This window comes from Mucilaginibacter sp. SMC90 (assembly GCF_022811725.1).
Classification (GTDB): Bacteria; Bacteroidota; Bacteroidia; order Sphingobacteriales; family Sphingobacteriaceae; genus Mucilaginibacter.
In genome coordinates this window covers 3681368-3696110 of record NZ_CP094527.1, presented here as the reverse complement: position 1 = coordinate 3696110, position 14743 = coordinate 3681368, and the positions used below count along the sequence as shown (strand labels likewise).

Genomic DNA, 14743 nt, shown 5'->3' with positions numbered 1-14743 from the left:
AGAAATTTATTATTTGGCGATCGACAGGTGGTAGACCTTTGAAATGATCTTCCATTCACCATTGATCTTCATTAGGGATAGGTAATCTGTTGAATTGTGATCGGGAGAAGTGTTTTTCAATTCGGCAAGAACGGAGGCAGTATTGGAGGTCTGGTGCAAAATGCTGTTTACCGAAGTTACCTTCGCAAGCGCTCCATTTTTTTGGATCAGTTCGTAAAGATGCTGAACGCTTCCTTCTGTGATCTCATTCTCAGCCGAAAAGCCGTACATGATGGCGTCCTTGTAAAAGCTTTTCTTTAAGAGATCTGTTCGTCCTGATCGCAACCCCTCAATATAAGTCTGGATCACTGTTAAAATGGCTTTTTTATCCGCCGCGTCAGTTGCTTGAATTTTATCCATTTTTTTATGGGTAAGTGAAGAAACAAAGAATTTAGGTTTTTTGGCTTTATCCTGTGCCAAAACAACTGTTGAGCAAATGCTAAGTAATACTATAAATGCCTTTTTCATATTTTCTATTATTGTTTTCTAGCACCAGAGGGCTATTTCCCTCTGGATGATCTTTTATTTAGTTATTATTTAATGTGTTGATGTGATCACTCGTTTTTGATCGCGGTCGCCGTAGAGTGTCCCTTATCCATGATCATTTGTAGATTGGTCCAGGCACCTCCATTTACTGCATTTTTATATCCCCTGGCCTGCAATAATTCGGCAGCCTGAACACTTCGCACACCATGCGAGCAACAAGTGAGGATCGGGCGTTTGTGATCAAGGGTTATCGGTGTACCTTTTTCCAGGTCATTTAATGGAAAATTCACCGCACCTTCCAGATGACCGCTGGCAAATTCTTCGGGTGTACGAACATCCAGGATCACCGGATCTTTAGCGAGAATGTTCTCCATGGTGTGGTCATCCGTGGAAGTAGTGAACATTCTATATATAAAAAACACACATAGGGCAACCATGCCAAAAAAAACGAAATATTTCATATTAAAAATTTAAATGGTTTTGCTCAGTCAAATTAGATCAGAACGAAGACCGCTGAAAAGTCCAGGGACTCAGTTATGCCCGACCCTTTCCAGGGCCTTCATTACCAGATCAAGTCCAGCGTTAGAATAAGTGATCAATTTTGCTACGGCGTGGCCGTGTTTGTTCATCTTTAATAGAGACCGGTAAAGAATATTGATCATTTTTTCCGGCTCATCAAGATATTTCTGCCGAAGCTCTTCATACTGGTGTTCCAGGAATATCAAACACAAAGCGTTCTCCATAATTTGCACTTCATCGTCCTGCTTGATCCTTTTTTTTAGAATGATCTCTCCTACCCGGTCGATCTTCCTCCTGTCATAACCCGCCTGTTGCATTAATGAACCCGCTATGTGAGCATGATGAAGTGCCAGGTCTTTTCTCCACTTGAGATAAGCCTCCCTGCCATCCGGATAAGAGTTACGAGGAATTTCCCATCTGCCGATATGTTGGCAACGGGATGCCAGTAACAGCTCTTCACCAGAAGCCGGCTGAAGGGATAAAATCCATTCATTCAGCATCAATGCATAAGCGTATTCCTGGGGATATACCTCATTTTTCCAGATGATCCAACGAGGGTCTTTTTGGTTGTACTCATCAAACAGGTTAAAAGCGTGTTGCAGTCGATTCATATAAATACTTTTTTAAACCCTTTATGACGTTAGTTAAGATTTAGTTTTTCGCTGGGTACGCTTAAGGTGATCGCTTTTTTGCGGAATTTTCTGTACCATACAAATCCAACGATAGCAATCGCGGCATAAGGCATACAAAGCAGGTAAATGATGCCGTTATTTAAACCCTTTGCGAGTGCATCGTTTCCTGACTGCCTGTTCGATTCCACCGTTGCCACACATTGGGCGCATTGCGCACTAGCCACTTTAACCGTTCCGGTCATAAGCAATAAGAGCAGGATACTTAAATATTTTCTGATGATCTTTATATAATTTTTCATGATGTATAGAAATAATTATTGTTACCAGGCTAAAACGACCGCATACTTCGATCTCCTGAACCTCATCACCTCACCCACCGGTTTCAGATGCCTGATCCTTCGTGATCAAACGGTCGATGTAAAAAGTGCCAAATGGGATCACACACGCAAGCAGCACCTTCCAGGTGGTTCGCTGGAACTTCCATTGCTGTTCTACGCCAACGCTAAGGGTAATAAATATAAACCCCAGGAATAAAAGGCCATGAATCGGCCCAACGGCTTTAACCAATACTGGATCACCTGCGATATATTTAAATGGCACGGCAATAAATATTAAGAATATAAGGGTGGTGCCTTCGAGATAGCCTAAGAGTCGCAATCTGCCGACCGGGGTTTTTAAGAGGTTCTTAATCATGTTCTGTATGTTTAAGGGGTTATTGTTCAATTATCAGTTATAAGCATGAAAACGATCTTTTATAACGGCCTCACGAAAGGCCGGCTGGCCAAAGGTGAGAACGGCCAGGGTATAGCGATAATAATGATCACCAATGCGAGGGTGAACCAGGTAAGCATCATTCCGAATTTTTCAGCATCGGTCTTTTGCCGTTTTGCCTTAGCTGATCCGATCGTGATCAATACGACAGCCAGCATCATCATGCCGAGATGATAATAGCGGAAAAAGGTTTGCTCGTTGAGTAGCTTTCCAGGGGAATCCAGCATTTGGAACATCACCACCGGACTTTGAAAATACAAAGACATGCCGAGCAAAAGTTGCACATGCGCGATGGTGGCCGTCCAATGCCGCCATTGGTTGACCGATGCATTGTAATTTAATTTACCGGTTTTCCCGCGGTAGCCGATATATATAGAATAGCCGAGGCTACCTAAAACGAGCCAGCGCCATAAAGAATGAAGAAATATAAGTATAGGAAACATGTTCAATATAATTTGCATACCAGGTAGTATGCTTTTAGACAAAAAAAATGACATTGTTGTCTTGCATACTTGCTGATATAGGTTCAAATAAATTATTAAATCTCATTGAATGATAAAGCGAAGCAGTGAAAAGTATCCATGGCCGTTTCAACGACCAGATATTGTTCAGACGCCGGAACATTCTGATTTAAGACCGCTACAAATGACTCCCACATGGAACCTGTGTCGGGACCGTATCCGGAGAAAAAAGAAACTCCTTTAGTTATGCCCGATTTAGCCAGCATTTGGACAATAACGGAACCACCCATGACCGAACCTTCCATCACATACAAAGCGCCCAGTGCCTGGCATACATTGGATATCTCCGGTACTACCGGTATCGGTAACTCATCTAGATCCTGACCAAGACTAACAATATCATCGGCCAGGAATTTAGAATTTCGGCGCTTTGCTTTGTCGGGTAAGATATCTTCATTTAAATATGGCTCGATCACCTGCTCCAGACGAGAAAAGTACGCATAGAAATATTTCAATAGATCGGCGTAATCTTCCTTGTTTTTTATGGCCTTTAATCGACTAACAACTATTTTTTCCAATTGCCGGTGCGCCACAGCAGACCGGTCTCTTAAAACATCTTGTATCATTTGTATTAAATTAGATCAGGATCAACGCTCGTACAGGCAAGTATTGATCATGGGTTTTGAAAACGTTTATCACTAATAAAATCTTTATCCGTTAAGGTCCTTAAAAAAACAATTATTTGCTGCTGCTCCCGGCTATTAAGCAAAATGCCTAACCGCCCGTTCTTTTTTAATTCAGGGTCAAGATTTGGATTTGCCTTTACGCCATGAGCATAATGCGCCAGCACCTGTTCCAGAGTTTCAAGATGTCCGTCATGCATATAAGGCGCACTAACCTCAACATTCCTTAGGGATGGTATTTTAAATTTCCCTATATCGCCTTTCCTATGCGTCAGGCTATCCCTGCCTTTATCAGCCGACCATATCTCCAATCCGTTGTTGCGAAAACTATGGTCAGTAAAAAGCGGCTCACGGTGGCACGAACTGCATTTTAGTTTAAAAACTGCATATCCTAATTCTTCCTCCTTTGAAAAAGTGCCTCCCGGATCATTTCTGATATGTTTATCGTACCTGGAATTTGCTGAGACCATCGCCGCCATAAATTGCGCCAGGCCCCTCATCATATTTTTCGGCGTGATCGTCGGATCGCCGAATGCCTTTCTAAAAAGCGGAGGATACATCGGTAAGTCCTGAAGCCTGGCTATGATCTGGTTCATATCATTGGCCATTTCGCATGGATTGGTCAGTGCATTATGGGAGGTCAGATCTAATTGGTCCAAACGTCCGTCCCACATAAATTCCCGTTGCCAGGCAAGATTGAATAGCGCAGGTGCATTGCGTGCTCCTGTACAACCTTTGATCCCCCTGCTCAGCGGGCGCGCAAAATTTGCAAATGCCGCTTTTGACTGGTGGCACGATCCGCAGGAGATCGATTGATCAAGCGATAGCTGCCGGTCATAGAACAGGATCCGGCCCAATTTAAAACCGGCCGGCGTCAATTTATTTCCCTTTACATCATAGACCGGTTTCGGAAAATTAGCAGGCACCTTAAGTTGAACATCTTCCTCTTTAGCATCAAAGTTGACCTCAGCCGGCTTGAGATTAAATGCAAAATAGCCGATGATCACATTGATCAGTACGATGATAATTATCAATTTTTTCTTCATTAATCCCCGACGTAACTAAAGATCGCGCGCAGGTCCTGATCGTCTCAGCAGGCCTGCAAAGCGCTGATCACTTACTTTTTTTCTTCCGCAATCAAAATGTCCATGTCGTTCAATAGCTGCTCAACCTGCTTCGCATCAGTTTCATCATAGGCACCTCTCACACGTTTTTGTTTGTCCACTAGCACGAGATAGCCCTGGTGTACATACCCGCCAGGTGCTTGGCCGTCCTCGCCAACGGAAACGAGGTAGTTCTTTTTAGCGAGCGTGTAAACGCTGTCTTTTGTGCCACGCACGAATTGCCATTGCGGGCCATCAACGCCTAATTTCAATGCATATTTTTTTAGGACATGTGGAAGGTCATATTTATAATCTATAGTATGAGACAGCAGCATGACCTGGTCGTTCCCTTTGTATTTTTCATATACTTTCATCAGGTTACGGTGCATCACCGGACAAATGGAAGGGCATGAAGTAAAGAAGAAATCAGCCACATAGATCTTACCATCGAGATCATGGTTAGAAATTACGGCGCTGTCCTGGTTAATAAATTTGAACGCGGGAATGGTCTGGTAAACGGTATCGACGATCTTAGCTCCGTTAACGACACGTTCTACTGGTTGGTGGGGACCAAAAATGGGAAGTGTTCGGCGTCTTTCTTTACATGCTGTAAAAACGATGGCCAAGGCGAACAAGTAGTATGCTTTATTCATATTATTTACTTATTTTCTTGCTATGATCTGCGCCTGCTACAGGGACATGGAGCTTTTGCAACAGTGTATTGGCTTCGGTAATAGTTTTGTCGTATAACCCGTCCAATTTTTTTAACTTTTCGGCCTCTGTATCAAAATAAGCTCTGGTCTGTTTGGTCGAGTTTCCCTTGTAATCCGCCTTATAGTGATGCATCCAATCTTCCATGGTCTCATCCGCCTTTATCAATGAAGACCTGACGTCTTTCTTCTGTTGAGCTAATGGAATGGTATCCTCTCCAAGACCGCCGGAAGTAAAGTGACTTAATTGCAAGGTATCAAGCTGCATTTTGATCGTCATGGCCTGTTCGCCTTTTTGCATCAATTCATCATGCTTAGAAAGGATACTTTGCCGGGGATCCTGTTCATTAGTTGATCCTTTACAGGCCGGTATCAGGGCTACGATCACGGAAGATACCAGGTAGTATGTTCTAAGTTTATGCATTTCATCTAATTAATTAATTTCATTTATACTTGCTCAGCAGTGGAACTTATTGAGGAACGCTCCTCCCTGGACAATAGCTTGTTTTTATTGAGCACACTCCGGACAACGATAAAGGTGCCGAAAGGTATAAGGCAACCGATCAGAATTGTCCAGGTTGTTTTGCTAAATTTCCACTGAAATTCTTCTACGACCTGAAAACTATTCATAAAATACCAGCAGGTCAGTGCGAGATGAAACGGAGAAATGAACCACAACATACTGGGTTGTCCTAAAAATATTTTAAGCGGAAGAGCGATACCAATTAAAAGTAATAGAGAGCAGCCTACCGCGTAGGCGCTGATCTTCAAACGTAAAAGGGGTGATCCAAAAATATCTTCCATCAATGTGTTCTGTTATAATTAATGATTGTCAGTATGATCAATATAATTCACATTGATGGGATAATGCTCTCCAAGACCCAGATCATTTAATGTCGAGCGGAAGGCGCGGCGATAATCCGAAGGGGTTGTATTTAGTAATCTCAGAAATGTCCGGCGCATGGAACTGAGGGCTCCGAACCCACAGGTTTCTGAAACATTTTCGAGCGTACTATCCGTGTCCTCCAGTAATTTCCTGGCTTGCTCTACCCTTACCTTCTCTACAAATTTTGCCGGCGGCATACCGGTTTGTTTATGAAATACCCTGGTAAAATTGCGTGGACTCATGTTCAGGTGATCCGCGATGCGTTTGACATCCAGTGATTCGGTTAAATTTTCAAGTACCCATTTGCGCAGTTTTTGACTCAGACCTGTTCTCTCAACAGAAGGAAGCAGGCTTCCAAATTGACTTTGATTTCCTGGACGGTATAAATAGACGACAAGTTCACGCGCAACCTGTATAGCTACGTCCTTTCCATAGTCTTCTTCTACCATAGCCAATGCAAGGTCGATCCCGGAAGAAACACCGCCCGAAGTGTATATATGTCCGTCCTTCGTGTAAAAAGGATTGGTATCCACAATTAGCTGAGGATAACTTTGCTGAAGTATTTCATTCAATGTCCAATGGGTCGTCACTTTACGGTTGTTGATCAGACCTGCCTTTGCCAGTGCGAAGGTGCCTGCGCAGACCGACGCGATCCTCCTTGTAGTTTTATCCGTCCTTTTTGATAGCCATTTATAAAATGGGTCGTAATCTTCAGGTATCGAATCTTCTGATTCATAATTGGAAATGATCAGGGTATCGATCCGTGATCTGATCTCTACAGCACTTAGATGGCATGATATATCAGCACCCGAGCCGGTGACAATTAGCTTATTAGCAGTTGGCGCCGCGATATGTACCTCATAACCTTCGGCAAGACCTGAGCGCTTTAAGAAAAGATTAGTTGTTGTAAAAACATCAGAAGGCCCGACAAAATCCATCATCATTCGACCGGACATCGCAATAATTACAACTTTTTTTTTCTGGACAACCTGAGAATTTTCCTTCACCCCGTTTTTCATAAATACAAATTTACGAGATGTGGTTATTGTCTCAAAGGACATAAATAGTACACTTTAGGCCATTTTTAAAACAGGTCAGAATCATATCCCGTTTGAAAACTACTTCAATCATAAATATCAATAATACAATAAGTTAACTATAATTTCTGAGCGGTAATTTCAAAACAGATCACTCCAATTACGTCAAATTTACAATTGAAGTCCTAGCATCACTAATGATACGGGATGATAAAAAATAACAAAACATGAATAACTTTGCACCATACTAATCAGTATGAAAATGTCAAAAGCAGACGCAACCAGAACTGAAATATTGAAGAAAGCCTTCGATCTGATCTACAGGAACGGGTACCAGGCAACCAGCATTGATCACATTCTGGAAACTACTTCAGTCACAAAAGGTGCTTTCTATCATCATTTCAAAAGCAAAGAGGAAATGGGGATCGCGCTCATAGAGGATGTTATAAGAAAGGAGATCTGGCCTACGATCACGAAGTCGCTCGGGACATCGAAGGATTTTAGAAAGAACCTGCATAAAATGCTCAAAGATCTCCTGATCGCGAACCCAAGCCTTACCTGTGCGTACGGCTGTCCGGCCGTCAACCTGATCCATGAAATGGCACCAATAAACGAGCGTTTCAAAAGGGCACTTAAAAAGAACATGGCGGAGTGGCGTAGATCTATAGAAGAGGAAGTTGTCCGTGCGCAGGGCGACGGACAATTGAGCACTAACCATGAACCAGAAACCATAGCATTATCGATCATTACGCTTTATCACGGGGTAAGGAATATGGGCAAGGTTCTTGGAAAAAGTTATTATGTCACATTTTTAAAGGAATACGACCGCTACTTACAATCGTTGTAACACGATCGCTACTTACAATCATTGTAATATTTTTTGACAAAAACATACTACATAGTATGCTATAAAACGATCCATGACCCTACAATTATCCTTCCCTAAAACATACTATGTAGTATGCTACATCGTGTTCAGTGAGCATTTGACCATGCTTTCTTTTGACAACTACTTTAACTGGTTATCGCTGCAACCCGCCTCATTGATGGACTCGACGATCACCACCATTTATTTAAATTAATGAAACAGAAAAATTATACCCCTTTGATCTGGTTCCTGACCGTAGCCATTAATGGACTTATCGCTACTGCATATTTCTTGCCCAAAACTGATGCACTGAAACGATATGACCTTTCATGGCTGCCCTTGCTAAATGCACTGTTGAACGGGTCGACCTTTATCGCATTGCTTGCGGCTTTGATCAGTATCAAGCAAAAAAAAATAAAGGCCCACAGAAGCTTCGTTTTCCTGGCATTTTCCTTTACGTCGCTATTCTTGTTCTCTTATTTGCTTTATCATTTTTCCACACCTTCTACGCGTTTTGGAGGTACAGGATCGATCAAAAACATTTACTTCCTGATACTCATCAGCCATATTTTTCTTGCAGCACTGATCGTTCCGCTTGCACTCTTAACTATGAGTTACGGAATTAACGGCAATCTCATCAGGCACCGCAAATTGGCTGCATGGACCATGCCCATATGGTTGTATGTCAGTCTGACCGGGGTCATTGTTTACCTGATGATCTCACCATATTATCCTCATTAGTTGTATAACACGCTACATTTTTTACACTTAATATATAAATTTTCATGAAAAATAATTTGATATATGGATTGCTGGCACAGGCGATCATTTTTTCGGGCTGTTCATCAGGCGTTCCTCAAACACCATCAACGGCAGCACCGGCCGTACCTGTTGTAACGGTAAGCGCTCACGACGAGATCGTTTACATGGAATATCCGGCAAAGATAGAGGGACTGACCGATGTGGAGATAAGAGCCCAGGTTTCAGGGATACTGGAAAAGATCTTTGTGAATGAAGGAGCCTATGTAGAAAAAGGAGCTCCATTATTCCAAATAGACACAAGACCTTACCGCGAAGCATCTAATGATGCCGAGGGTGACCTGCTAGCCGCGAAGGCTAACGTAGCCAGTGCCAAACTTGAAGTTGAAAAAATCGCCCCATTGGTACAAAATAAGGTGGTTTCAGCTTACCAGCTAAAAACCGCGCAAGCCGCTTACGACGCCGCAGTAGCTAAGGAAATACAGGCTAAAGCAAAAGCCGGGAATGCAAAGATCACTTTAGGCTTCGCGACCATCACAGCGCCGGTCAGTGGGTATATAGGACGGATCGCCAAGAAAACCGGAAGCCTCCTCTCACCTACAGATGCCCAACCAATGACCTATCTTTCGGATAACCGCGAGGTACATGCTTATTTTTCGATCGGAGAAGCAGATTTTGTAACCTTTAAAGATGGGTTAACAGGCTCAACCATTAACGAAAAATTGAGAAATGCCCCCAAGGTAACTATGCTTCTTGCAGGAAGGAACCAGTACGCATCATCCGGTATGCTGGACATGGTTGATGCAGCATTTGACAAAAATACGGGTGCAATTACACTTCGGGCAACGTTTCCCAATAAAGAAGGCTTGCTCCGCTCAGGTAATTCGGGTAGGATCAAACTAGGCCTTAAACAAGCCGGGGTGATCGGTATCCCTCAATCAGCAACCTTCGAAATGCAGGATAAAATTTTCGCATTCGTCGTCGATCAAAATAGTAAAGCCCACCAGGTCGCTTTGACCATATCAGGTTCGACCGAAAAAAACTATTACATCTCCGGCGGGCTCAAGAGCGGTGACCGTTTGGTACTGAAAGGCCTGGAATCGCTTAAAGATGGCATAGTGGTGAAACCAGAACAGACACAAGAAAAATTGGCCAGCAATTAATCATAATCTTAAAATCATGCTAAAAGTATTTATCGATAAACCGGTGATCGCCACCGTGGTCTCCATCATGCTGGTCATACTCGGTGCGGTAGGTCTGATGGACCTGCCTATTCAACAGTTCCCCGATATAGCGCCTCCGGTGGTGCAGGTATCGGCCAATTATCCCGGTGCTAATGCTGAAACAATGGTTCGCGCGGTAGCGCCTCCATTGGAAGAAGCTATTAATGGCGTTGAAAACATGACCTATATGAGTTCGACTTCCAGCAATGATGGCACGCTGACCATTTCTGTGTATTTCAAATTAGGTACCGATCCTGACCAGGCGGCAGTGAATGTTCAGAACCGCGTATCATCGGCGACCGGTCTGTTACCACCCGAGGTCGTTCAGGCAGGCATCACTACACAAAAAGTGCAAAATTCACTGATCATGGCGATCAACCTGATGAGTGATAAGCCTAAACTGTATGATGCCACTTACCTGACCAACTATGCCCAGATCAATATCATTCCTGAGCTCAAACGTATACAAGGCGTCGGGCAGGTGATCTTTTACGGCGCAAACAGGGATTACTCCATGCGTATATGGTTGAACCCTGCGCAAATGGCCGCCTACAATATTACACCCACGGAGGTAATGGCTGCGGTGCGCAGTAAAAATCAGGAAGCGGCACCCGGAAGATTTGGAGAGTCCAGCAACCGTTCTTTTGAGTACGTCCTCAAATATTCAGGTAAATATACCAAACCCGAGGACTATGGAAATATGATCATCAGGGCGAACACAGACGGTAGTATGCTCAAGCTAAAAGATGTAGCCAAAGTTGAATTAGGCAGTTACACTTACAACTCGCTCAATACAGTTAACGACAAGCAAAGTGTACTTTTCCAGGTGATCCAATTGCCTGGCACAAATTCCAGGGACATACAGACCAAGGTGGGTGAGTTCCTTAAAAAAGCGGAAAAGGATTTTCCACCCGGGATCAAACAGCAGATCCTATACAATACTAAAGATATGCTGGATCAATCCATCGAACAGGTAGAACATACTTTGCTAGAGGCATTCATCCTGGTGTTCATTGTGGTCTATATCTTCCTACAGGATTTCAGATCAACGCTGATCCCGGCGATCGCGGTTCCGGTTGCGGTGATCGGTACGTTCTTTTTTATGTCTGCCTTTGGTTTTTCTATCAACCTGCTTACCCTGTTTGCCCTGGTATTGGCCATTGGTATCGTGGTGGATGATGCTATCGTTGTGGTTGAAGCGGTTCACTCTAAATTAGAACACCGAAATATCACACCTAAGAAAGCGACTTTGTCCGCTATGCATGAGATCACCGGAGCGATCATTTCTATTACGTTGGTGATGGCGGCTGTATTTCTCCCGGTAGGCTTTATGAAAGGGTCAGCAGGCGTATTTTACCGGCAGTTCGCCTTTACCCTGGCCATAGCCATAGCCATATCTGCGCTTAACGCCTTGACGCTTAGTCCTGCCTTGTGTGCATTGCTGTTAAAAGATGTCAATCACGACCATAAAGAGAAGCCGAAAAATTTCAAACAGCGATTCTTTTTTGCTTTCAACAGGAGTTTCGAAAATGTGACCGGCAAATATGTTGTCGCTGTAAAAAAAATGATCAGGTTCAAATGGGTGAGTTTGGGTGGACTTGCGCTGATCGTGCTGATAACTGCCTGGTTGATCCGAAGAACGCCGACCGGCTTTATTCCATCGGAAGATCTGGGTTTTATAGCTATATCGGTCAATTTACCTCCCGGTTCGTCGATGAATAGAACACAAGCCATTCTGGATGAAGCTGCGAACAAAATTCGGGATATGAAAGCAAAGTTTGCTTTCAACGAGGTTGCAGGATTCAATGTGTTGACCAGTTCAACGAGTCCGTCTTCCGGTGTGGCCTTCTTCAGGATGAAAAAAGATGGTGAACGGGGAGAAATGAATAGTGTCACGGAAAATATAGCGGAACTGCAAAAAAGGCTAAATACGATCAAAGGTGCCCAATGTTTCGTATTCTCTTTCCCAACGGTTCCCGGGTTTAGTAATGTAGATGCTCTTGACCTGGTCCTGGAAGATAAAGCTGGCGGCAAGCTGGACAAATTTGGTGGCCTTGCTAACCGTTTTATTGCCGAGCTAATGAAACGTAAAGAAATTGCGGTTGCTTTTACCACCTTCCGGGCGGATTATCCGCAATATGAAATGGTGCTTGACCATGAAAAGATCGAACAATTGGAAGTTGATGAGAAAGATGTGCTGAGCACAATGCAGTCCTATTTCGGAAGCGCCCAGGTGTCAGATTTTAATCGCTTCGGTAAATATTACCGCGTCATGGTTCAGGCAGAAAAAGAAGAACGTGCTGACCCTGCATCATTAAATGAGGTGTATGTGAAAAATAAAACCGGAAAAATGGTTCCGGTAAAAACGATTGTCACTTTAAAAAGGGTATTTGGCCCCGAAGTGATCACTCGCTACAATCTATTCAATTCTATTGGGGTTAACGCGGTGCCAAAACCTGGCTACAGTACCGGTAATGCGATAGAGGCGGTTCGTGAAGTTGCTGCCGAAGTTTTACCGGCGGGCTACTCTTTCGAATTCTCCGGCATGACCAGGGAGGAGATCTCTTCCGGAGGGCAGTCAGTGATCATCTTCGTGTTATCGCTTTTATTTGTTTACTTCCTGCTATGCGCACAATACAATAGCTACATACTTCCGTTGGCTGTCGTCTTTTCTGTGCCAACCGGAATTATCGGGGTATTCATTGCCATAGGCATGGCTGGCATCGATAACAACATTTACATCCAGGTGGCCCTGATCATGTTGATCGGCTTGCTGGCGAAGAATGCGATCCTGATCGTTGAGTTCGCTGTACAACGCAGGCATGCCGGCCACACCCTGGTTGAATCAGCGCTGGAAGCCGCTAAACTTCGGATACGTCCGATCATCATGACCTCCGTTGCTTTCGTGGCCGGTATCACACCGATGATGCGCGCAACCGGTCCCTCTGCAATGGGTAATCATTCGATCAGTATAGGGGCGGCCGGCGGCATGCTTGGCGGAGTGATCCTGGGATTGTTTATCATTCCGGTATTGTTTGTTGTCTTCCAGGCACTTCACGAAAAGATCTCCGGAAAAAAAGAAGTTGTTGAAGAGCATAAGGTAGTGGAGTACGAACCCGAACCTGTGCTTTAATTATTTAATCGTCACGCAATGAATAAAATAAAAGTAGCATACCTAATTCCTTTTTTAATCGCCTTCACAAGTGCCTGCAGGGTATCAAAGGATGTCAAAACACCAAAACCAGAGCTTCCGGCGGCATTTAGAAATGCTGCCGGATCAGACACCTCCAGTGTAGCCAGCATTCCATGGAGATCGTTTTTTAAAGATCAGATCTTACAGCGGTTGATCGACAGTACCCTGTCGCGAAATTATGATATGCAGATCGCCATGAAAACTTTGGAACAGTCGCAAATGGTATTAAGGCAATCTAAATGGAACAATGTCCCTCAAATTGGATTGAACGTGACAGCGAGTACCACCAATCCTTCCAACAATAGTTTGAACGGCCTGACCCTCGGGCAATTTTTAGGTACAAATCATTTAGAAGACTATTCTGCTAATCTGAGTTTAAGCTGGGAAGCAGATATATGGGGCAAGATCAGGAATACTAACAGGATAGCACTCGCCAATTACCTGCAAACACAGGAAGCAAAAAAAGCTTTGCAGACGGCCCTCATCGCCTCTGTATCTCAAGGATATTTCAATCTGCTTATGCTGGACGCACAACTCGGCGTTGCCAGAAAAAACCTGGCGCTGAACGACAGTACACTCAATATTGTAAAACTCCAATATGATGCCGGACAGGTAAGTTTGCTAGGCGTTCAACAGGCACAGGCGCAACAGCAGGTATCTGCGGAACTGGTTCCTCAATTGGAACAGGGAATTGCCATTCAGGAAAATGCCCTGCGCGTATTGGCCGGTCAGTTACCGGATAGGATCGAAAGAAATACCTTACTTGATGACTTGAGATTCCCGGCCATTCTTTCTGCTGGAATACCTTCGGATATGGTCAGCCGCAGGCCTGACGTGAAAAGTCGGGAACTTGATCTGATCATTGCGAATTCGCGTGTCGGTATCGCTAAGGCACAAATGTATCCCGCATTACGTATCACGGCCTCGGGCGGCGTTAATGCGATCAAGGCTAGTGACTGGTTTAATATTCCCGGTTCATTGTTCGGCATCGTCGGCGGAAGTGTCGTTCAACCGCTCCTTCAGCGTAAAGAACTCAGTACGCAATACCAGGTGGCTAAGGTCGAGCGTGAGAAAACAGTATTGTTATTCAGGCAAACCGTTTTAAAGGCGGTCGGCGAGGTAGCTGATGCTTTGGTCAGCATAGATAAACTAAAAGCCCGGGAAGCGATAGCTGCTGCCCGTGTAATGACGCTACAGAAAGCGACTGCAAATGCCAATGCATTGTTTAAAAATGGGATGGCTAATTACCTCGAAGTTATAACCGCCCAGAGTAACGTTTTGCAGAGTGAACTGGAACTGGCTTCCATCAAGCGTCAGGAACTGAATGCCATTTCAGATGTGTATCGCAGTCTTGGTGGAGGGATCTATTGATG

18 protein-coding genes are annotated in these 14743 nt (G+C 44.0%); 6 read left to right on the top strand and 12 right to left on the bottom strand.

The annotated features are described in order from the left end of the window. Positions 1-9 precede the first annotated feature (9 nt). From MTO98_RS15760 to MTO98_RS15705, 12 genes are all read right to left on the bottom strand, one after another. Positions 10-507 (bottom strand): nuclear transport factor 2 family protein, encoded by a 498-nt coding sequence (locus MTO98_RS15760; protein ID WP_243487581.1) that lies wholly within the window; start codon positions 505-507, stop codon positions 10-12. A gap of 86 nt (positions 508-593) precedes the next feature. Further along, entirely contained in the window at positions 594-986 is a 393-nt protein-coding gene (locus MTO98_RS15755; protein ID WP_243487580.1) for a rhodanese-like domain-containing protein, read from the bottom strand. 69 nt (positions 987-1055) lie between these two features. Beyond that, positions 1056-1655: a DUF4202 domain-containing protein gene (locus MTO98_RS15750; protein WP_243487579.1), complete on the bottom strand. Its 600-nt coding sequence runs from the start codon at positions 1653-1655 to the stop codon at positions 1056-1058. 29 nt (positions 1656-1684) lie between these two features. Beyond that, positions 1685-1975 (bottom strand): hypothetical protein, encoded by a 291-nt coding sequence (locus MTO98_RS15745; RefSeq protein WP_243487578.1) that lies wholly within the window; start codon positions 1973-1975, stop codon positions 1685-1687. 70 nt (positions 1976-2045) lie between these two features. Beyond that, positions 2046-2369 carry a DUF3817 domain-containing protein gene (locus MTO98_RS15740; protein WP_243487577.1) on the bottom strand — a complete coding sequence of 108 codons (324 nt, stop codon included), beginning with the start codon at positions 2367-2369 and terminating at the stop codon, positions 2046-2048. Between the two features lie 59 nt (positions 2370-2428). Further along, positions 2429-2890 (bottom strand): hypothetical protein, encoded by a 462-nt coding sequence (locus MTO98_RS15735; protein WP_243487576.1) that lies wholly within the window; start codon positions 2888-2890, stop codon positions 2429-2431. A 95-nt stretch (positions 2891-2985) separates the two neighbouring features. After that, positions 2986-3534: a biliverdin-producing heme oxygenase gene (locus MTO98_RS15730; protein WP_243487575.1), complete on the bottom strand. Its 549-nt coding sequence runs from the start codon at positions 3532-3534 to the stop codon at positions 2986-2988. A 47-nt stretch (positions 3535-3581) separates the two neighbouring features. Further along, positions 3582-4637 carry a cytochrome-c peroxidase gene (locus MTO98_RS15725; protein WP_243487574.1) on the bottom strand — a complete coding sequence of 352 codons (1056 nt, stop codon included), beginning with the start codon at positions 4635-4637 and terminating at the stop codon, positions 3582-3584. A gap of 71 nt (positions 4638-4708) precedes the next feature. Next, complete coding sequence (locus MTO98_RS15720; protein ID WP_243487573.1) at positions 4709-5347, bottom strand: SCO family protein; 639 nt, start codon at positions 5345-5347, stop codon at positions 4709-4711. A 1-nt stretch (position 5348) separates the two neighbouring features. Next, positions 5349-5828: a hypothetical protein gene (locus MTO98_RS15715; RefSeq protein WP_243487572.1), complete on the bottom strand. Its 480-nt coding sequence runs from the start codon at positions 5826-5828 to the stop codon at positions 5349-5351. A gap of 23 nt (positions 5829-5851) precedes the next feature. Continuing rightward, positions 5852-6208 (bottom strand): DUF3817 domain-containing protein, encoded by a 357-nt coding sequence (locus MTO98_RS15710; RefSeq protein WP_243487571.1) that lies wholly within the window; start codon positions 6206-6208, stop codon positions 5852-5854. A gap of 18 nt (positions 6209-6226) precedes the next feature. Continuing rightward, positions 6227-7309 carry a GlxA family transcriptional regulator gene (locus tag MTO98_RS15705; RefSeq protein ID WP_243487570.1) on the bottom strand — a complete coding sequence of 361 codons (1083 nt, stop codon included), beginning with the start codon at positions 7307-7309 and terminating at the stop codon, positions 6227-6229. Between the two features lie 280 nt (positions 7310-7589). Between MTO98_RS15705 and MTO98_RS15700 the strand changes: the two genes are divergently transcribed. From MTO98_RS15700 to MTO98_RS15675, 6 genes are all read left to right on the top strand, one after another. Further along, positions 7590-8174: a TetR/AcrR family transcriptional regulator gene (locus tag MTO98_RS15700; protein WP_243487569.1), complete on the top strand. Its 585-nt coding sequence runs from the start codon at positions 7590-7592 to the stop codon at positions 8172-8174. Positions 8175-8247: 73 nt separating this feature from the next. After that, on the top strand, positions 8248-8409 hold the full coding sequence (locus MTO98_RS15695) for a hypothetical protein (protein ID WP_243487568.1): 162 nt from the start codon (positions 8248-8250) through the stop codon (positions 8407-8409). Further along, complete coding sequence (locus tag MTO98_RS15690) at positions 8409-8936, top strand: DUF420 domain-containing protein (protein ID WP_243487567.1); 528 nt, start codon at positions 8409-8411, stop codon at positions 8934-8936. The genes MTO98_RS15695 and MTO98_RS15690 overlap by 1 nt, the downstream gene beginning before the upstream one ends. Positions 8937-8980: 44 nt before the next feature. Further along, the gene (locus tag MTO98_RS15685) at positions 8981-10117 is read left to right on the top strand and encodes an efflux RND transporter periplasmic adaptor subunit (RefSeq protein ID WP_243487566.1); all 1137 of its coding nucleotides are present in this window, start codon (positions 8981-8983) and stop codon (positions 10115-10117) included. 16 nt (positions 10118-10133) lie between these two features. Beyond that, positions 10134-13310, top strand: coding sequence for an efflux RND transporter permease subunit (locus MTO98_RS15680; protein ID WP_243487565.1), 3177 nt, complete (start codon positions 10134-10136; stop codon positions 13308-13310). Between the two features lie 18 nt (positions 13311-13328). Further along, positions 13329-14741, top strand: a complete 1413-nt coding sequence (locus tag MTO98_RS15675; protein ID WP_243487564.1) for an efflux transporter outer membrane subunit — start codon at positions 13329-13331, stop codon at positions 14739-14741. The last annotated feature ends 2 nt before the right edge of the window (positions 14742-14743 follow it).